This is a genomic window from Burkholderia sp. CpTa8-5, from assembly GCF_017815045.1.
Classification (GTDB): Bacteria; Pseudomonadota; Gammaproteobacteria; order Burkholderiales; family Burkholderiaceae; genus Burkholderia; species Burkholderia sola.
In genome coordinates this window covers 196,218-214,001 of the sequence record NZ_JAGIQD010000004.1, presented here as the reverse complement: position 1 = coordinate 214,001, position 17,784 = coordinate 196,218, and the positions used below count along the sequence as shown (strand labels likewise).

General features: G+C 69.3%; 14 protein-coding genes. 4 read left to right on the top strand and 10 right to left on the bottom strand.

Annotated elements, in window-relative coordinates; translation table 11 throughout:
• Positions 1–95: 95 nt before the first annotated feature.
• The gene (locus J8I35_RS08915) at positions 96–317 is read left to right on the top strand and encodes a hypothetical protein (RefSeq protein ID WP_050012198.1); all 222 of its coding nucleotides are present in this window, start codon (positions 96–98) and stop codon (positions 315–317) included.
• 59 nt (positions 318–376) lie between these two features.
• On the opposite strand, the gene J8I35_RS08910 is transcribed toward J8I35_RS08915, so the two are convergent.
• Together J8I35_RS08910 and J8I35_RS08905 are read right to left on the bottom strand one after the other, a co-directional pair.
• The gene (locus tag J8I35_RS08910; RefSeq protein WP_209925028.1) at positions 377–4,210 is read right to left on the bottom strand and encodes a DUF748 domain-containing protein; all 3,834 of its coding nucleotides are present in this window, start codon (positions 4,208–4,210) and stop codon (positions 377–379) included.
• A 152-nt stretch (positions 4,211–4,362) separates the two neighbouring features.
• Positions 4,363–5,799: a DUF1254 domain-containing protein gene (locus J8I35_RS08905; protein WP_209925027.1), complete on the bottom strand. Its 1,437-nt coding sequence runs from the start codon at positions 5,797–5,799 to the stop codon at positions 4,363–4,365.
• Positions 5,800–6,269: 470 nt separating this feature from the next.
• On the opposite strand from J8I35_RS08905, the gene J8I35_RS08900 reads away from it, so the two are divergent.
• The gene (locus tag J8I35_RS08900; RefSeq protein WP_209925026.1) at positions 6,270–9,092 is read left to right on the top strand and encodes a heavy metal translocating P-type ATPase; all 2,823 of its coding nucleotides are present in this window, start codon (positions 6,270–6,272) and stop codon (positions 9,090–9,092) included.
• Between the two features lie 170 nt (positions 9,093–9,262).
• Here J8I35_RS08900 and J8I35_RS08895 read toward each other — a convergent pair whose 3' ends face one another.
• The 4 genes from J8I35_RS08895 to J8I35_RS08880 all read right to left on the bottom strand — a co-directional run bounded on the left by J8I35_RS08895 (position 9,263) and on the right by J8I35_RS08880 (position 12,390).
• Positions 9,263–9,742: a GNAT family N-acetyltransferase gene (locus J8I35_RS08895; protein WP_209925025.1), complete on the bottom strand. Its 480-nt coding sequence runs from the start codon at positions 9,740–9,742 to the stop codon at positions 9,263–9,265.
• Positions 9,743–9,893: 151 nt separating this feature from the next.
• Entirely contained in the window at positions 9,894–10,049 is a 156-nt protein-coding gene (locus tag J8I35_RS08890) for a hypothetical protein (RefSeq protein WP_162838117.1), read from the bottom strand.
• 175 nt (positions 10,050–10,224) lie between these two features.
• Positions 10,225–11,586: a flagellar hook-length control protein FliK gene (locus tag J8I35_RS08885; RefSeq protein WP_209925024.1), complete on the bottom strand. Its 1,362-nt coding sequence runs from the start codon at positions 11,584–11,586 to the stop codon at positions 10,225–10,227.
• A 105-nt stretch (positions 11,587–11,691) separates the two neighbouring features.
• On the bottom strand, positions 11,692–12,390 hold the full coding sequence (locus J8I35_RS08880) for an MgtC/SapB family protein (protein ID WP_209925023.1): 699 nt from the start codon (positions 12,388–12,390) through the stop codon (positions 11,692–11,694).
• Positions 12,391–12,505: 115 nt separating this feature from the next.
• Here J8I35_RS08880 and J8I35_RS08875 point away from each other — a divergent pair, with 115 nt between their 5' ends.
• Complete coding sequence (locus J8I35_RS08875; protein WP_209925022.1) at positions 12,506–13,615, top strand: AGE family epimerase/isomerase; 1,110 nt, start codon at positions 12,506–12,508, stop codon at positions 13,613–13,615.
• Here the strand turns inward: J8I35_RS08875 and J8I35_RS08870 are convergent.
• Positions 13,588–15,207 carry a methyl-accepting chemotaxis protein gene (locus J8I35_RS08870; RefSeq protein ID WP_209925021.1) on the bottom strand — a complete coding sequence of 540 codons (1,620 nt, stop codon included), beginning with the start codon at positions 15,205–15,207 and terminating at the stop codon, positions 13,588–13,590. The two genes, J8I35_RS08875 and J8I35_RS08870, sit on opposite strands and share 28 nt — an antisense overlap.
• 281 nt (positions 15,208–15,488) lie before the next feature.
• On the opposite strand from J8I35_RS08870, the gene J8I35_RS08865 reads away from it, so the two are divergent.
• The gene (locus J8I35_RS08865; RefSeq protein ID WP_050018269.1) at positions 15,489–15,932 is read left to right on the top strand and encodes a PaaI family thioesterase; all 444 of its coding nucleotides are present in this window, start codon (positions 15,489–15,491) and stop codon (positions 15,930–15,932) included.
• 28 nt (positions 15,933–15,960) lie between these two features.
• Here the strand turns inward: J8I35_RS08865 and J8I35_RS08860 are convergent, their stop codons facing one another.
• The 3 genes from J8I35_RS08860 to J8I35_RS08850 form a co-directional block, all read right to left on the bottom strand.
• Positions 15,961–16,242 (bottom strand): type II toxin-antitoxin system RelE/ParE family toxin, encoded by a 282-nt coding sequence (locus J8I35_RS08860; RefSeq protein ID WP_050018268.1) that lies wholly within the window; start codon positions 16,240–16,242, stop codon positions 15,961–15,963.
• Positions 16,232–16,480, bottom strand: a complete 249-nt coding sequence (locus tag J8I35_RS08855; protein WP_048023838.1) for a type II toxin-antitoxin system Phd/YefM family antitoxin — start codon at positions 16,478–16,480, stop codon at positions 16,232–16,234. Before J8I35_RS08855 ends, J8I35_RS08860 begins: the two co-directional genes overlap by 11 nt.
• Positions 16,481–16,608: 128 nt before the next feature.
• A complete protein-coding gene (locus J8I35_RS08850) occupies positions 16,609–17,661 on the bottom strand; it encodes a CaiB/BaiF CoA-transferase family protein (RefSeq protein ID WP_050013339.1) in 1,053 nt (350 codons plus the stop codon).
• Positions 17,662–17,784: the final 123 nt, after the last annotated feature.

Genomic DNA, 17,784 nt, shown 5'->3' with positions numbered 1-17,784 from the left:
CATGCGCGGCCGTCGCGTGCGCCGGGATTTTTTTTCGGGTTGGCCCGCGACTATTGGCGTGGCATAAAGGGTTTTCCCTGACCCGGAGCACGAGTATGTCGACCCTGGAAGCCCTCCGGTTCGTGCTGGACGATGCACGTACCCCCGAAATCATTCGCCATCACGTCGTCGACGCGCTGCAGTACGCGTTGCGCAACCACGGACCGGTGTTCACCACGAAGGAAGTCGAATGGCTGACGCAGTGGGACGACGCGCGTCTGCCGCTGGCCGCGAGGAAGGAGCTGGACAAGCGCGAGCCGGCCGTCGCCAGCCGCTGAAAAAACCGCCGTGCCCGGCGGATGCGGGCGCGGCGGCGGATCACGGATGGTGGTAACGCTTACTGCAGCCCGAAGTCGACGCGGGTCGTCGCGCCCTTGTCCGAAATGCCCTTCGCGTCGAGCTTCGGCGCAACGACGAACATGCGGCTCGAGTCGATCTTGCCGTCGAGATACTGACGCACGGCCTGCGCACGCTGCTGCGCGAGCGCCCGCAGCGCGTTGTCGTCGGCCGGTGCGTGATCGGCAAGCGCCTGCTTCATGTCCGCATCGGGCAGCGTCTTCTGCAGGCCGACCAGGTTGCGCGGCTTCTTGAAATCGGCGGCCTTGTACGCGCGCGTCAGGTATTTCGAGTATTCGGCCTTGTCGACCTTCACCGACATCGGATCGACGCTCTCGCCCTGGCCGATCACGTCCTTCAGCTTCTGCTGGCGCACCAGCCGCTCGACGTACGCGTCGCGCAGCCCCGGCGTGTCCTGCGCCGGATCGACGCGGCCGATCAGGTCGAGGCGGATCGACGGCTTCTCGGTCAGCATCTTCACGACGGTGTCGAGCTTCTTCTGCTGCGCGTCGGTCAGCGCATACGAGCCCGGCGCGAACTCGACATAGCCGAGATCCTCGCCGCCACCGCCGCCGAACGCATTCGCGAGCAGCGTGAACGGCGACGTGACCGCCTTCGCGATCAGGTTCAGCACCGCGTGCCAGATCAGCCCGCCGACGCTGAATTCCGGATTCGACAGCGAACCCGACACAGGCAGGTTCACGTCGATCTGGCCGCGCGTGTTCTTCAGCAGCGAGATCGCGAGCTTCACCGGCAGCTTCGTCGCGGTGTCGTTCTCGACGTGATCGCCGAACGTGAGCTGGTCGATGAAGATGTGGTTGTTCGCCGACAGCTGGTCGTTCGCGAGCTGGTAGTGCAGGTCGACGTTGAGCTTGCCCTTCGTGATCGGATAGCCCGCGTACTTCGCCGAATACGGCGTCAGGTTGGTCAGCTCGATGTCGTGCGCGGTGGCCGTGAGGTCGAGCGCCGGCTTCTCGATCAGCGGGTTCACCGTGCCCTTGATCGAGATCGGCCCGTTGCCCGCGAGGTTCGCGGCGACGTCGACCGGCGCGGACGTCGTCGAATCCGTGCCGAACGCGCCGACCGTGCCCTTGATCGCGACGAGGTTCGCCGTGTAGTTCGGCTTGATGAAGTTGTCCGTGTACGTGACGCGGCCGTTCTGCAGCACCAGTTCGCCGAAGTGCATCCGCACCGGGTTCTGCGGCTGCGGCGCGGCCTTCACGACCACCGTCGCCGACGCGGCGGCCGGCACGGACGCCTGCTGCGCGGCCGCGGCCGAGGCGGCCTGCGCGGCGGCCGGCGGCGTCACGCCCGGCGACAGCGGCACCGGCTCGCCCTTGCTCGCGTCGCGCGTGAGCGACTGCGCGGGGCCCGTCTCCTTCGCGACCACGTCCTTCAGGTTCAGCCGGCCCTGCGCGTCGAGCAGCACGCGACCGTAGAAGTTCGAGAACGTCACGCGCGCGGCGTCGACGTCGGTGCCCTTCTCGTCGTAGTTCGCCTTCAGGTTCGACAGCGCGAGCGAGCGCCAGCCGGCGAACGGGTCGGACGTCGCCTTGTCGAGCATCCGCACGTCGACCAGCGCGACGTCGCCGCGGTAGGTCGCGCGCGGCGTGTCCTTCACCTGCGCGAACGTCAGGTTGCCTTGCGCGTTGAGCAGCGCGCTCGCGATCGTCGCGTTCAGCGCGCTGCCGAAGTACGGCTCGAACGCGGCCGCGTCGAGGCGGTTGCCGTTGATCTTCAGGCCGAGCTTCAGCGGCTGCGCGGTCACGTCGCCCGTCACGTTCAGCGAGCCCTTGCGGTTCAGCGTCGCCTTCAGTTGCACGGGCAGCGGCTTCGTCAGGTCGTCGCTCACCTTCTGCACCGACAGGTCGAGCGGCTTGATCGCCAGCTTCACCGGGCGCGGCGTCGACAGGTCGGTGAAGTTCGCGGACGCGTCCTTCACGTTCAGCGCGTCGATCCGGTAGTGCCACGACGGCGCGGCAGCCTGCGCCTTGCGCGCGACCGTACGCGGCGGCACGGCCGCCTGCGCGGGTTCGCCCAGCGCCGCGAGATCGATCTTGCCGTCCTTCAGGCGCTTCACGTCGAGCGCGAGGCCAGTCGCGTCGACGCTCGCGATTTCCGCGGTGCGCGCGGCGACGTCGACCTTCGCGATCTTCGCGTTCGCGTCGGGCAGCACGATCGCGGGCGCCTTGTTGTCCGGCGCGGCGATCTTCAGCGATTTCAGGCTCACCGTGCTGTCCGCGACCTCCGCGGCGAGCGGCGTCTTGCCCCAGTCGGTTTTCGCGTTGACGGTCGCGCCGAGCGTGCCGTCGAGCACGCGCGCACGCGTCGCCTCGCCGAGGTACGGCTGCAGCGCCGGCAGCGCGAGCGCGGCGACCGTCAGCTTCGTGTCGGCCTGCTTCACCGCGAGATTGAACGTGCCTTCGGCGTTCACGTCGCCGCCGCGCGACAGCGACGTCGACAGCGTGTATTTCGCCGGCGTCTTGCCCTGCAGCGTGAAACCGTCGAGCGTCGCGGCGAGCTTCGTCAGCGACAGCGCGGTCGGCGTCGCCGGCACGCGGTCGTCGACGTTGATCGTGCCGCCGTCGATCGCGACGTGACGGATCGTCAGGTCGAGCGGCGGCGTTTCCTTCGCGGCGGCGCCTTCGGCCTTCGCACCGCTGGCGCCGCTGGCCGCGGCGACGGTCGCACCGGACGCCGCGGACGCTCCGGAAACGGCGACGGCCGACGCGGCCGGCTTGCCGGCTTCGACCTTCGGCGCGGCGGCCGGTTGCGCGACGAGCTTCTCGACGTTCAGCACGCCCTGCTTGTCGCGCGACAGGTCGACCACCGGCTGGTCGAGCCGGATCTCGTCGAAGTGCATCGCGTTGCGCAGCGGTTCCAGCCCGGCCGCCGCGACGTGCACGCCGCGCGCGGCGAACAGCGGCGCGGACGCGCGGTCGGTCACCTTCGCGTCGTTCAGGTCGACGGTGCCCGACACGCGCAGCGCGGGCGTTTCGCCGCTCATCACGAAATTGACCGTGAGGTTGCTGCTCAGCAGCCCGCTCGTCACGGCCACCGGCAGCTTCGCCGGCACGTACGAGATCAGCTTCGGCACGTCGAGGCGGTCGAACTTCAGCGCGATCTCCGATTCGCGCGACTGCGCGAACGGCTTGGTCCTGCCGTCGATCGAGATCGGGCTGCCGTCGAAGCGCGCGCGCAGCTTCGGCTCGACGAAGATGTCCGTCTTCGAGGCCAGCGTCGCGATGTACGGAATGCCGAGCGTCCAGTTGTCGACCACGTGCTTTTCGTTCAGCAGGCGATCGTCGAAATCGATCCGGCCGTCGTTGACCTGGATGTTCGACACCGAGAATTGCGTCGGCTTGCTATCGGGTGTCGGCGACGGCGACGAGAACTTCTCGATCAGGTCGGTGAAGTTGAAGCGCTGCGCGTCGTAGCGGACGACGTGAAAACGCGGCGAGTCGAGCCGGATTTCGTTGACGATCGGCGCGCCGCGAAACAGCGACGACCACGATGGCCTCACGACGAGCTTGCCGATGTCGATGAAGTCGCCCTGGCCGCCGCGCTCGCCGAGATGGATGCCGTCGGCTTCGAGGTTGAGCGTGTACGGGTTCAGCGCGATACGCTGGATCGTGGCCGGCCGGTCGAGCTGCTTGCTCAACTGCTGTTCGGCGACATGGCGGATCAGCGGCGGCGCCGCGAAGAAGCCGAGCAATCCAAACAAAACGACGAAGATCAGCAGGCCGATGCCGATACGCCGGGTCCGGTGCGAGCGTGCAACGCCACCGAGGGCATGGAGGGTCGAGGGTAGGGTTTCTTTGTCTGCGCTTGCCATGCTTGAATGCCTCGGGAATGGATGCCGGGCCGCACCGGACAAACCGGGCGGCCGCGCACGCTATCCCGAAAGTATAGGCTCAGGAGGTGACGGTACGGCGGTCGGGCGCCGCCGCCGCGCCCGCCGGTCGGACAACGGCGGCGGTCAACCGTTCATTTCCGGACGACGACGGGCGGCATCCACGACCCGTCGCTCGCCTGCGGCTTCGGCGCGTACAGCCGCAACGCGAGCGCGAAATCGGTACGCGGCGCCGGCAGCCAATTGGCCGCATGCGTGCCGCCCGGCGACGCCGATACGACGATGTCGATCGAGCCGTCGCGGTTGCGGCGCAGCCGGTCGCGATCGCCGAGCGAGCGCCGCGCCGATCCGACGTCGGGCAGCGCACCGTTGGTCGTGTACGGCGTCAGCGTCCAGAATGCGCGTACCGGCGGCAGCGCGCCCGGCGCGAAATGCAGCACGTAGCGGTTCGCGCCGTTCAGCGCATGACCGTCGCTATCGACGCGGGTGACCGCGAGCGTCTCGTCGTCGCGCGTCGCGGTGCCGAACTGCGTGAAGGCGGCGTACGCGCGCAGCGCGTAGTCCTGGCCGTACTTGCCGGCCGTATCGCCGATCCAGGTCCAGCCGTTCGCGTTCAGCAGGTTCGACGGCGGCGTCGCGAGCCGCGCGCGCGCCTCGGCCACGCCGGCCGTCGCGGCCGTGAGACGGTCGCCCGTCCACAGCACCGGATAGCCGGCCGTCACGCCGATGTCGCCGAGCGATTCCTGCGCGTGCTCATCGTCGGCCGGCGGCGGATTGTCCTGCAGCGCCCGCGCGAAGCGCGTGAAGAACGCCTTCGGATCAAGCGCGGCCACCTGCTCGGCCGGCGTGCCGCCGCCCACCGCTTCGGACGGCGCGCTGCCCGCGTGAACCGCGACCGACGCGCCGCGCTCGGCACCGGTGTAGACCGACAGCGGCACCACGCGGATCGCGCGCTGCAGTTTCTTCACGTTCGTCAGGTCGCGCCCGCCGCTCGTCTGCAGCCGCACTTCGAGCCACGCATTGGCGGACGGCACGTCGACGCGCACCACGCCCTTCGGCAGCGTGCCCTGCCACCCCTTCGCGGCGAAGGCAATCGTTTGCGCTCGCCCGGCGCCACGCGTACCGCGTGCCGCGACGCTCGACGACGACCACAGCACGTTCGTCCACATGTCGAGTGCGCGTGCGTCCCAATAGCGGCCGCGCGTGTCGGGCAGCGTGACGATCACGGGTTCGGCGGCGACGTCGAGCCAGCCGGTCGAGTCGAGCGTGTCGACGCCCGGCAGCGGCGGATTGACCGCGCCGACGGGCGGCAGCGCCTGCGCGTGGCGCAGCGTGTTGAGCGGCGCCTGCCCCGGTTGCGCGCCGTCGCCGCCCGTCGCCGCTTCCTTCGCGACGTCCATCAGCACGAGCGGATACGCATAGATATAGGAGTCGGCGACTTCCGCGCGCATCCAGCCGGTCTTGCGCTGGATCGCATCCGGTTGCGACGCGCATCCTGCAAGCAACGCCGCAATGGCCAGCGACGCGCACGCGCGTCGCAGAGAAACTGATTCTCGCTGGTTTTCAATCATCGATTACTGGCCGAATATCGTTCTTTTCAGTCAACGCCTTGTTCGTCTCGCGAACGGCGAAGCAAGGCACCCCAGCGTGCCCGGATGACCGTTCGTGACGCTTCGTAACGGTGGGCGCTGATGTCAGGCCGGTATCATAGCGCCTAAGGGCATCCCCCAATATGCCGAATAACGGGTGAAACGCTAGTTGAACCGTCAAAAAATCTGAAACGTTTCACGGGATTCAGCAAAAATCCGGAACAACGCCGGCAACCCCAGCCAGTTGCCCGTAAACGCCTCGCGAGCGCCAAGCTTGGTCCTCAGCGCGCACCGACTGTCCGTCTGGAAGCCGGGCGATCGCTTTTTCCGTGTTGTGACACCCTGTGTGCATCGACTTGCGCCGCATCGTCGCCGGTACTTGACCTTACCATCATGGGAATGTTGATACTGGAACCATCCGCGGCACGAACCGCGCTTTTGGGGAATCCGACATGACTGAACCACTCGCCTCCGCGGCGCTGCAAACGATCGAGCTGAGCGTCGACGGCATGCATTGCGGCGGTTGCACGGGCCGCGTGCAGCGCGCGCTGGCCGCCGTGCCGGGCGTCGTCGATGCGGCGGTCGATCTCGACGCGCATGCGGCGACGGTCACGGCGCAGGACACCGTCGCGGCGGGCCAGCTCGTCGGCGCCGTCCGGGAGGCCGGCTATCGCGCGGCGGTGCGCGAAGCGGCCATCGAAGCCGGCGCGGCCACGCATTCGGCGCACGCGTCGCGCGACGAAACGCCGTCCGCGGCTTCCGGGCTTCCTCCCGCTGCTGCGACGATCGAACTCGACATCGACGGGATGACCTGCGCGTCTTGCGTGTCGCGCGTCGAAAAAGCGCTGGCGAAGGTGCCGGGCGTTACGCGAGCGTCAGTCAACCTGGCGACCGAACGCGCGACGGTCGATGCGTCGAACGACGTATCCGCCGCACAGCTCGTCGACGCGGTGAAGCAAGCCGGCTACGGCGCGACACCGGCAGCCGTCGCGGCTCCGCCCGCCACTTCCGCTGCCACGCCCGCTTCCACCGACGTCGAACTCGACATCGGCGGCATGACCTGCGCGTCCTGCGCCGGCCGCGTCGAAAAAGCGCTGGCCGCCGTGCCGGGCGTCGCACGCGCGACGGTCAACCTCGCGACCGAGCGCGCATCGGTGCACGGCGCCGGCGCACTCGACGCCGCCACGCTGATCGCGGCGGTCACCACAGCCGGCTACCATGCATCGCTTCCGGTCGCGTCGCCCGCCGGCGCACCGGCCGGCGCCGACTTGCAACCGTCCGGCCCCGCGCAGGACCCGGACGCCCGCAAGCGCCGCGAAGCGATCCGCGAACGCAACCTCGTGATCGCGGCCGCCGTGCTGAGCGCGCCGCTCGTCGCGCCGATGCTCGCCGCGCCGTTCGGCATCGACCTGATGCTGCCCGGCTGGCTCCAGCTCGTGCTCGCGTCGATCGTGCAGTTCGGCTTCGGCGCGCGCTTCTACCGCGCGGCCTGGCATGCGGTGAAGGCGCGCACCGGCAACATGGACCTGCTCGTCGCGCTCGGCACGTCGGCCGCGTACGGGCTGAGCCTGTGGATGTTGCTGCGCGATCCCGCGCATCCCGGCCATCTGTATTTCGAGGCGTCGGCCGTCATCGTCACGCTCGTGCGCTTCGGCAAGTGGCTCGAATCGCGCGCGAAGCGCCAGACCACCGAGGCGATCCGCGCGCTGAACGCGCTGCGGCCGGACCGCGCGCGCGTCGTCGAGGATGGCGTCGAACGCGACGTGCCGCTGTCGCAGGTGCGCGTCGGCACGCACGTGAGCATCCGGCCCGGCGAGCGCGTGCCCGTCGACGGCCGCATCGTGTCGGGCCGCTCGCACATCGACGAATCGCTGATCACCGGCGAAAGCCTGCCCGTGCCGAAAGACGACGGCGATGCGGTCACGGCCGGCTCGATCAACGGCGAAGGCGCGCTCGTCGTCGAAACCACCGCGATCGGCGCGGAGACGACGCTCGCGCGCATCATCCGCCTCGTCGAATCCGCGCAGGCCGAGAAGGCGCCGATCCAGCGGCTCGTCGATCGCGTCAGCGAAGTGTTCGTGCCGGCGATCCTCGGCATCGCCGTGCTGACGCTGGTCGGCTGGCTGATCGCCGGCGCGGGAATGGAAACCGCGATCCTCAACGCGGTCGCGGTGCTCGTGATCGCATGCCCGTGCGCGCTCGGTCTCGCGACGCCCGCCGCGATCATGGCCGGCACGGGCGTCGCGGCCCGGCACGGCGTGCTGATCAAGGACGCGCAGGCGCTCGAACTCGCGCAGCGCACGACCGTGATCGCGTTCGACAAGACCGGTACGCTGACCGAAGGCAAACCGTCCGTGACCGCGTTCGACGCCGTCGGCGTGCCGCGCGGCGAGGCGCTCGCGCTCGCGGCGGCCGTGCAGCGGCAGAGCGACCATCCGCTCGCGCGGGCCGTGGTAGCCGCGCATGAAGCGGACGTGGCCGCACAAGTCGGCGCGGCGGAGTCGGCCGTCGCGACCGATGCGCGCGCGGTGGCCGGACGCGGCGTGGAGGCGCAGGTCGGCGGGCAGCGGCTCGCGCTCGGCAGCACGCGCTGGCGCGACGAACTCGGCATCGCGGTGCCGCCGGCGCTCGACGCCCGCGCGGCGGAACTCGAGCGCGCCGGCAACACGATCTCGTGGCTGATGCGTGCCGACGCGCCGCGCGCGGTGCTCGCGCTGATCGCCTTCGGCGACACCGTGAAGCCGGGCGCCCGCGACGCGATCGCGGCACTGTCGGCGCGCGGCGTCGCGAGCGCACTCGTGACGGGCGACAACCGCGGCAGCGCGGCGGCCGTCGCGGCGGCGCTCGGCATCGGCGAAGTGCATGCGCAGGTGCTGCCCGACGACAAGGCGCGCGTCGTCGCCGAGCTGAAGCGCACGCACGGCGGGATCGTCGCGATGGTCGGCGACGGGATCAACGATGCGCCCGCGCTCGCCGCGGCGGACGTCGGCATCGCGATGGCGACCGGCACCGACGTCGCGATGCACACGGCCGGCATCACGCTGATGCGCGGCGACCCGGCGCTCGTCGCCGACGCGATCGACATCTCCAAACGCACGTACCGCAAGATCCAGCAGAACCTGTTCTGGGCGTTCGTCTACAACCTGGTCGGCGTGCCGCTCGCGGCGCTCGGCTTGCTGAACCCGGTGATCGCGGGCGCGGCGATGGCGTTTTCCAGCGTCAGCGTCGTGACCAACGCGTTGCTGCTGCGGAGATGGAAAGGCCGCGCGCGGTGAGCGGTGAGCGGTGAGCGGTGAGCGGTGGACGATGAATGGCGGATGGCCGGATGGGCCGTTCGGCGGTCGACGCTCGACCAAGAGGGCGGATAGGGACGCATGCCGACGTTGGCCGGCGACGCGGCGTGCCGAACCGGCCGCATGTGACGACGCATCGCCGGCCGGCGGATTCAGTCCGACACGACCGGTTTGATCAACGTCGTGGTGATCGGCACGAAGCCGCACGCGCGATACAGCGCGCGCGCCGCCGCGTTGTGATTGAACACCGACAGCCCGATCTCGGTGACGCCGTAGCGGCGCGCCTCGGCGTCGAGTGCGTCGAGCGCACGCGTGGCCCAGCCCTGGCGGCGCCGGGACGGGACGATGTCGAGGTCGTAGATGAACAGCGTGCGGTTCGGCCCTTCGGGGACGATCGCGTACCAGAGGCCGCCCACCGTGTCGCCGCTGGCGCCATCGATGAGCGTGACGAGGGTCTGGCCGGCGGTCAGCAGGCCGTCCGGCAGCAGCGTGTCGAAACAGGCGCGCGCACGATCGGCCGCGTCTTCGACAGCATTTTGTCCGGAGGAAACGAGATCGCTCGCGTAGCCGTCGATGGCTCGCGTGCGGTACGCGCGGAATTCGCCGGCCGTCATCGGCCGCATCTGCAACATGGCCCGGTCGCCGTGAACGGAATCGGACTTCCAGTGTAGCGGGACAGTCGCACCGGCGCGCGATGCGGCGGTGGAGAACGGGCAGGCAGGTGCGGCGAACGCCGCGCCGAATCAGCGAATCAGCGAATCAGCGAATCAGCGAATCAGCGAATCAGCGACGGTACAGGACGATCGGCACGAGGTGCGCACGGCGCACGCGCTCGGCTTCCGCATGACGCGCAGCGTACGAGTACTCGGCGTCGAGCGGCAGGTGCGGGGAGACGAACAGGTCGTCGATTTTTTGCAGCAGGGCGAAGATGAAGCTCATGTGAGACTCCTGATAGACGTGGCTAGGGTTTTCCCTTAGATGACCTCCATTCTAAGGGTTTTCCCTGAACTCTGCCAGTGAGCTGCACCGGTTTGCCGCAGGCGCGCGACAGCCGATCGCCAGCGCGGAATGGCGATCCTTGCTGCGTCGGGCTTCCAGGATGGGGTCGAAACGATTAGCGCGCGCGGTGAGCCCGCTTCCCGACGGCCGCCTCGCGGTTCGCGTTGCGCTGAAGCCGGTCGACTTGCGACAGAAGCGCTTCGTGGTGCTCCTCGAGCGTCATCAGCGTGGCCTGCTGCGTCGACAGATCGGCCGCGAGGCGATCGATCCGCTGCTGCTTGGTGGCGACGTCCTGCTTCAGGTGCGCGATCTGGCGCGTTTGCAGTACCAGCGCGACGAGCCCCGCCAGCACGACGACGGCCAGCGCGAGCAGCAGGCGGTTCACGCGGCGCATCTCGCGATCGGCCGCGCGCGTCAGGCCGTCCACGTCGGACTGCAGCGCGGCGATCCGGTCGGTCAGCGGGCGCAGGTGCGTGTCCGGATCGAAGGCCGGCGTGGGCGGTTGCGTACGCTCCGATGAGGGCATGGTCACGAACGATGCGGCGGAGCCCATCGGCTGCGTGACCGGCGGTGGCGAAGCGTCGGGATGCCGGGTCGTGTCGCGGGGCTTCGCGGAATGCGGGGTGATCGCCGGTTCGGACGGCTCTGCCGGCGTCTGCGGCTCGACCCGTGCAGCGACGACCGGCGGCGGGTTCAAGTCAGCCGCTTCCGGCTTCGAATCGATGCGCGTCGGAACCGGTGCGGCCTGCGTCGCCGTCGCTTCGCTTGCGCCGGCAGCCGCCCGGCGCTTGCCGCCCGAAGAGGAACGGCGTTCCTTCGCGGTATCACCGGAGGATTTCCCTTCGCGGGATTTGACGCCCGCCGCCTCGACGGCAGGCTTCGCGACTTCGCCCTCTGCCGCTTGCGATTCCGCCGCCTGCATCGCAGCGCCGTCTGCGGCTTGCAGCTTCGCCGCCGCGTTCGCGGCGCCGTCGACCACGGGCACGTCGCTCTGCGTTACGACGCCATCGCCCGCAGGCAAATCGGCTGCCTTCGTTGCAAGACCCTCTGCCGATGCGCCGTCGACGTTCGCGGCCACGTCGCGTTCAGGTGTCGAAACAACCTTAGCCGCCACATCCATCGGCGCCGCACCTCCAGGTTCCGCATGCGTCGCCACATCCGCATCCACATCCGCAGACGGGGTGAACCCGTCCAACGTGGCCTGTCGGCCGTCGTCGACACCGGCCGCCGCATCGGCTTCCACGCTCGCTTCATCGCGCGCCGCAACCGGCATGCGCTCGCCCGGCTCCAGCACCGGATCGCCGAACAGGTCGAGCGTCCGTTCGTCGCGCGGCGCGTCGCCGGCCGCTGCGCTGCCGGATCGCGCCGTCGCCCTGGCGGACGTGCTGCCTGCGGCAGCGGCCGCGCGCGGGCGGGAACGGGCCGACGAACGGGCGGAACGGGAACGGGAGCGCGGCGTGGAAACGGATTCGGTCATGGAAATCGGATAGCGGGGCCCGCAGGCGCGAACCCGGATGTCGAACGGAATCGGTGGTCGGCCATTGTCGCACGCCCCGCAACCGAGTCACGCAATCGAGTCACGCTATTCGTCGCCCCCCAGCCCGTTCCCGCCGTCGAACCGCGTGACGCCCGGCAGCGCACGCAGCTTGGCGCAGATCGCCTTGTATTCGCCTTCCGACACCCGCGCGAGCGCGATGCGCACCTCGTCCTGCTCGCCCGTGTCGTCGGCACGCTGCACGATGAACTGCTTCACGCGCGCACTGTCGGGGCCGAGCGCCGCGTGCAGCGAATCGAACGTCAGCGTGCCGCTCGCCACCGTCAACGCGAGCTGGCGCCGCTGGCGCACCGTGAAATAGCGCCGCTCCAGCGGCTTGATGCCGGCCAGGATGATCAAAATGATGATCGTCGCCGAAATCGCCGCGACATAGAGCCCGCCGCCCACCGCGAGGCCGATCGCGGCGACCGACCACAGGCTCGCGGCCGTCGTCAGCCCGCGCACGATCTCGCCGCGCAGTAGGATCGAGCCCGCGCCGAGGAAGCCGATGCCCGACACGACCTGCGCGGCGATCCGCGACGGATCGAGCACGACGTGGTCGCTGGTGCCGAGCACGTCGGCGAAACCGAACGCCGACACGATCATGATCAGCGTCGAGCCGACGCACACCAGCATGTGCGTGCGCAGGCCGGCCGCCCACGACAGGCGCTCGCGCTCGAAGCCGATGACGCTCCCGAGCGCCGCCGCGAGCACGAGCCGCATCACGAGTTCCAGGTTGCTGAGCATCCGATTTATCTCCTTTTTTTGGTGCCGGCCGCGCGGAATGTTTTATCCTTGGCCCCGGCCGCGCCGATTCTCCGGGCCGCGCCGACACGTTTCGATCCAAGCGCTCAACCCCGTCATGCCCGTTTCCGACTCCGCTTCCGCCCAGGCCGCCCAACTGCGCCACCATTTCGCGCACGTCGTCTTGCCGATCTGGCGGGGTTCAGGGTTCGACCCAGCATTGCAACTGCCGTTCGAGGCCGTCGATCCGGCCACCCATGCGCCGCTGCCCGTGACCCGTTATCGCGCAATGGCGTGCGCCCGGCAACTGTTCGTGTTCGCGCAGGCCGGCGACACCGCGCACGCGGCCACGCTGTTCGACGCGCTGTGCCGGCACTTTCGCGACGCGCGCCACGGCGGCTGGATCTACAGCGTCGACGCGCAGGGCGCGCCGCTCGATACGACCAAGGATCTCTATACGCACGCGTTCATCGTGTTCGCGTGCGCCGCCTGGCATGCGGCGTCGGGCGACGCCGCCGCGCGCACGGTGGCCGAAACCACCGCCGCGCTGATCCAGGACCGCTTCGCGCCGCGCCACGGCGACGCGTTGCTCGATGCCGCGCGCCACGCCGATTTCTCGTCATCCGGCAGCGGCGCGCTGCAGAATCCGCTGATGCATCTGACCGAAGCGTGGCTCGCGGCCGCCGATGCGTTCGGCGACCCGGCGTTCGACGATGCGCTCTTGCGCACCGCGCAGGCCGTCGAGCGCACGTTCGTCGACGCGGCGACCGGCTGCGTGGCCGAGCTGCCGCTCGGGGCGGCCGACAACCGTTTCGAGCCCGGCCATCAGTTCGAATGGTTCTATCTGGTCGACGCGGCCGGTGCGCGGCTCGCGCAGACCGGGCTCCCCGCCGCGCTGTCGCGCGCGTTCGCGTTCGCCGAGCAATCCGGCGTCGATCCGCAGACGGGCGGCGTGTGCGCGGCGCTCGACGCGCAAGGCGCGTGCATCGACGGCACGCAGCGGATCTGGGCGCAGACCGAATACCTGCGCGCACTCGCGACGCACGGCGGCACGCCGGCCTCCGCGCCGCTCGCACGCCAGATCGAGCGGTTCGCCGCGCGCTTCCTGCATCCGCGCGGCTGGTTCGAGTGCAAGACGGCCGACGGGCAGGTGTCGCGCGCCGACATGCCGTCGACGACGCCCTACCACCTCGCGACCGCCTACGCGGCGCTGCCGGCCGGTTCGTAACCCGTCGCAGCGAACGACGGCGCCGCGCGATCGCCGCGTGCGGCGCGTCCGTCGCCCAGTTCGAACACCGACACCGCCTGCATCAGGTGCGCGGTCTGGTCGTTCAGCGACGCGGCCGCCGCCGCGACTTCCTCGACCAGCGCCGCGTTCTGCTGCGTCAGCTGATCCATCTGCGTGACGGCCTGGTTCACCTGCTCGATCCCGACGCTCTGCTCGACCGACGCCGCCGTGATCTCCGACATCGTCTGCACGACGCGCGTGATCGACGCCGACACCGTGCGCATCGCGTCGCCGGCGCGCTCGACGAGCGCCGCGCCGCCGTTGATCTGCGCGACCGAATCCTCGATCAGCGCCTTGATCTCCTTCGCCGACTGCGCGCTGCGCTGCGCGAGCGAGCGCACTTCGCCCGCGACCACCGCGAAGCCGCGCCCCTGTTCGCCGGCCCGCGCGGCCTCGACCGCCGCGTTCAGCGCGAGGATGTTGGTCTGGAACGCGATGCCGTCGATCACCGAGATGATCTCCGCGATGCGCCCCGAGCTCTGCGCGATGCCGCGCATCCGGTCGATCACGCTGTCGACCACGCCGCCGCCGTGGCTCGTCGCTTCGAGCGCCGCGTCGGCCAGCGCGCTCGCCGCGCGGGCGCTGTCGGTGTTCTGGCGGACAGTCGCGGTCAGTTCCTCCATGCTTGCGGCGGTTTCCTCGAGCGACGCGGCCTGCGTGCCCGTGCGCGCCGACAGGTCGGCGTTGCCGCCCGCGATCTCGCCGGCGCCGAGATGGATCGCGTCGGACGCCTGGCGCACCGTGCGCACGGTGCCCGCGATGCTCGTCTGCATCGTGGCGAGGTCGCGCAGCATCCGGTCGATCTCGAACACGCCGCCCGCCTGCACGGCTTCGTCGAGACGGCCCTGCGCGATCCGCTCGAAATGGCGGCCGGCCTGCTCCAGCGGCGCGACGACCGCGCGCCGCGTGGCCGCGTAGATCGCGACGCTCGCCGCGAGCATCGCCACCAGCAGCACGATGCCGACCGACTTGAACCACAGCATGCCGCCGTCGATCGTGTCGAGCGCCGCGCGGCTCGACGTGCCGCCATAGTCGGTGAAGCGATGCAGCTCGGCGATGTACGCGTCCTGGAAGCCCTGGGTCGGCTGGTCGAGGAACGCCTGGATGTTGTCGGCGTCGAGGAACTGCACGAGTTCGCCCAACGCGCCGCGCAGCGCGCGATAGCGCTCGGTGAGCGCCGCGACGCGCGTGCGGTTGGTGTCGTCGACCGGCTGCGCGGCCGTCAGCACCGCGAACGCCTTGTCCGCTTCCGCGAGCGACGCGCCTGCATGGCGGATGATGTCTTCGGGTTTCGGGCCGCCGCGCACCATCCGCGTGCCGGCCCGCGACAGGTTGATGCGCGCGTCGAGCAGTTGCTCGGTCGCCCGGCTGGCCGCGTCGACCTGCGCGATCGCGACGTTCGACAGATCGTCGACGCCGCGGCGCGTCGACGCGAGCGTCCAGAAGCCGAGCGCTTCGATCGCGAACAGGAAGAGGCAGAACACGGTCAACACGCCGAGCAGACCCGACGCGAGCTTGATTTTTCCGAACATGGGGGAATTCCTGAAGAGCGGACGATGAGGCGATGCCCCGGCATTAGCGGCATTTCTTCGTCGGACTTTAGGCGGAATGGCCGCCAATGCAGGCGAATCGCGCGCTCCGCTCGCGCATTCGTGTCGAATCGCCCGCAAACGCGGAGATCTTGCGTATTCGGCACAATAATCGCGTCGCATCGCGCCGGGATTTGCACGAAACGCGGACGAATTTCCTTGCTTATCCGGAGCCCCCTTCCTAGAGTTCAGCGCAAGCGGGCACTCATTTCCAAGGACGTTCAATGACCGACATCACGGACCACGCGCGCGGCGCATTGCGCGCGCAGCCGTTCAGCATGCTGCTGGGCACGCAGCTGATGCATATCGGCGACAACGAAGTGTCGCTGTGTCTGCCGGTGCGCGAGGAATTGCGGCAGCAGCACGGTTTCGTGCACGGCGGCGTCATCAGCTATCTCGCGGACAACGCGCTGACGTTCGCCGGCGCGCTCGTGCTCGGCCCGCGCGTGATCACCGCCGAATACAAGATCAACTACCTGCGGCCGGCCGTGAACGGCACGCTCGTCGCCCGCGCGAAGCTCGTCTACGCGGGCCGGCACCAGGCGACCTGCCAGTGCCACGTGTTCGTCATCGACGGCGACCACGAACGGCTCGTCGCGATCGCGCAAGGCACGATCAACCGCGTCGGCGACGGCAAGATGCCGGATGCGCCGGCGGAAACGGCGTGAGTTGCCGAGGCCGAGCGTTGATGCCGCGCTAGCGTTTCATCGCAGCCAGATAAACCGCATCACGCTCGCGGCGGCCCACCGCGACCACCAGCACGATGACTTCCGCGTCGCGCACTTCGTAGACGAGGCGATAGCCGACACCACGCAGCTTGATCTTGTCGCGATCCGGGTGGCCATGCAATTTGGCTGACGGGATGCGGGGATGCTCCAGCCGCTCCGCGAGCCTGGCCTTGAATTGATCGCGCACGGTGCGATCGAGCTTCTTCCACTCCTTCAATGCAGGTTCGAGAAAGGCGAGTTCAAAGGTCATTCAGCTTGACCTTGACGACCTTCTCCTTGGCGCGCGAATCGGCCAACGCATTGTCTTCGATGTCTTCCAAACGTTCGACCATCGCCTCCCACGTCTTCGCGGGAATGCAGTAGAACGCGGGTTCGTTGTGATTCAGGATCGCGACCGGAAAACCTTCGCCTGCGGCAACGGTTCCCATCGGATTCCGCTTCAGCTCCGAGACGCTCGCCGTCACGCTCGCCAGAATGGTGTGGGGCATGTCTGCTCCTTTTTCGATCGAGCGTCGATTGCACTTCATTTGATACTAAATTTAGCATCAAAATTAGTTCTCGGATGCGCTGGGCACTCGACCGTCGAGGAGCGGAAGCAGCCTCCTGAAAGACGGCCCTAGTCGGCGTCATCCCCCGCCAACGGCAAAAACCGCGGCGCCACCCGCGCCCGCACGTTCCCGTGCTCATCCGTCCGATAGATGCCGCGCGCCGCATTGTGCGGATGCACGGCCGCGTCGGCCACGCTCAGCACCGGCGCAAAACACGCGTCGGTGCCTTCGAGCAGCGCGCGCCAGTGCGCGGACGGCTGTTGCGCGAACACCTCAGCGAAACGCGCCTTCAGCGCGGGCCAGCGCGCCCGGTCGTACTGCGACGCGGGATCGACGTCGGTCAGCCCGAGCCGTTCGACCAGCAGCGCATAGAACGGCGGTTCCAGCGCGCCGATCGTCACGCATTCGCCGTCCGCGCAGCGATACACGTCGTAGAACGGCGCGTCGTGGAACAGGCTCGGCTGCGCGCCGTCGAGCAGCCCGTTCGCGCGTGCCCACAGCGCGAGCGAACCAAGCATCGACACGATGTCGACGATCGCGCCATCGACCACGCGCCCCGGCCTGCCGCCGCGCACGTCGAGCAACGCACAGACGATCCCGAACGCGAGCCCGAGCGCGCCGCCCGCATCGCCGACGACGGTCGGCGGCACGCCCGGCCGGCCGTCGCGCGGCGCGGACAGCGACAGCAGCCCGGTCAGCGCGACGTAGTTCAGGTCGTGCCCCGCCGCGGCCGCGAGCGGGCCGTGCTGGCCCCAGCCCGTCATGCGCCCGTAGACCAACTTCGGATGGCGGCGCGCGCAAACGTCGGGCCCGAGGCCGAGCCGCTCCATCACGCCGGGCCGCAAGCCCTCGATCAGCGCATCGGCTTGCGCGATCAGGTCGAGCGCGGCGTCACGCCCGGCTGGCGCCTTCAGGTCGAGTTCGACGATCGTCTTGCCTTCGCGCAGCAGGTCGCCGTCGCGGGCCCGCAGCGCGTCCGGCGCACTGGTGCGGCCGGACGGGCGCGCGACCAGCGTGATGCGCGCGCCCATGCCGGCAAGCATCCAGCCCGCGAGCGGACCGGGGCCGAGACCTTCGAATTCGATGACGTGGATGCCGGAAAGCGGCGCGTTTAATGGCATGGCGGCCTCGCTGAAATGCAGTCGGGACAGGAGCGGCGAAACGTCCCGATTCTATGTGAATGCCTGCGCGCGCCGGTTTCGCGCGGTTAGGACCTGTTCACGCGAATAACGGGCTTGCGCTGG

Excerpts from the sequence above, each read along its gene's own strand:
- J8I35_RS08915 (WP_050012198.1), top strand. The coding sequence starts at position 96 with ATGTCGACCCTGGAAGCCCTCCGGTTCGTGCTGGACGATGCACGTACC.
- J8I35_RS08910 (WP_209925028.1), bottom strand. The coding sequence starts at position 4,210 with ATGGCAAGCGCAGACAAAGAAACCCTACCCTCGACCCTCCATGCCCTC.
- J8I35_RS08905 (WP_209925027.1), bottom strand. The coding sequence starts at position 5,799 with ATGATTGAAAACCAGCGAGAATCAGTTTCTCTGCGACGCGCGTGCGCG.
- J8I35_RS08900 (WP_209925026.1), top strand. The coding sequence starts at position 6,270 with ATGACTGAACCACTCGCCTCCGCGGCGCTGCAAACGATCGAGCTGAGC.
- J8I35_RS08895 (WP_209925025.1), bottom strand. The coding sequence starts at position 9,742 with ATGTTGCAGATGCGGCCGATGACGGCCGGCGAATTCCGCGCGTACCGC.
- J8I35_RS08890 (WP_162838117.1), bottom strand. The coding sequence starts at position 10,049 with ATGAGCTTCATCTTCGCCCTGCTGCAAAAAATCGACGACCTGTTCGTC.
- J8I35_RS08885 (WP_209925024.1), bottom strand. The coding sequence starts at position 11,586 with ATGACCGAATCCGTTTCCACGCCGCGCTCCCGTTCCCGTTCCGCCCGT.
- J8I35_RS08880 (WP_209925023.1), bottom strand. The coding sequence starts at position 12,390 with ATGCTCAGCAACCTGGAACTCGTGATGCGGCTCGTGCTCGCGGCGGCG.
- J8I35_RS08875 (WP_209925022.1), top strand. The coding sequence starts at position 12,506 with ATGCCCGTTTCCGACTCCGCTTCCGCCCAGGCCGCCCAACTGCGCCAC.
- J8I35_RS08870 (WP_209925021.1), bottom strand. The coding sequence starts at position 15,207 with ATGTTCGGAAAAATCAAGCTCGCGTCGGGTCTGCTCGGCGTGTTGACC.
- J8I35_RS08865 (WP_050018269.1), top strand. The coding sequence starts at position 15,489 with ATGACCGACATCACGGACCACGCGCGCGGCGCATTGCGCGCGCAGCCG.
- J8I35_RS08860 (WP_050018268.1), bottom strand. The coding sequence starts at position 16,242 with ATGACCTTTGAACTCGCCTTTCTCGAACCTGCATTGAAGGAGTGGAAG.
- J8I35_RS08855 (WP_048023838.1), bottom strand. The coding sequence starts at position 16,480 with ATGCCCCACACCATTCTGGCGAGCGTGACGGCGAGCGTCTCGGAGCTG.
- J8I35_RS08850 (WP_050013339.1), bottom strand. The coding sequence starts at position 17,661 with ATGCCATTAAACGCGCCGCTTTCCGGCATCCACGTCATCGAATTCGAA.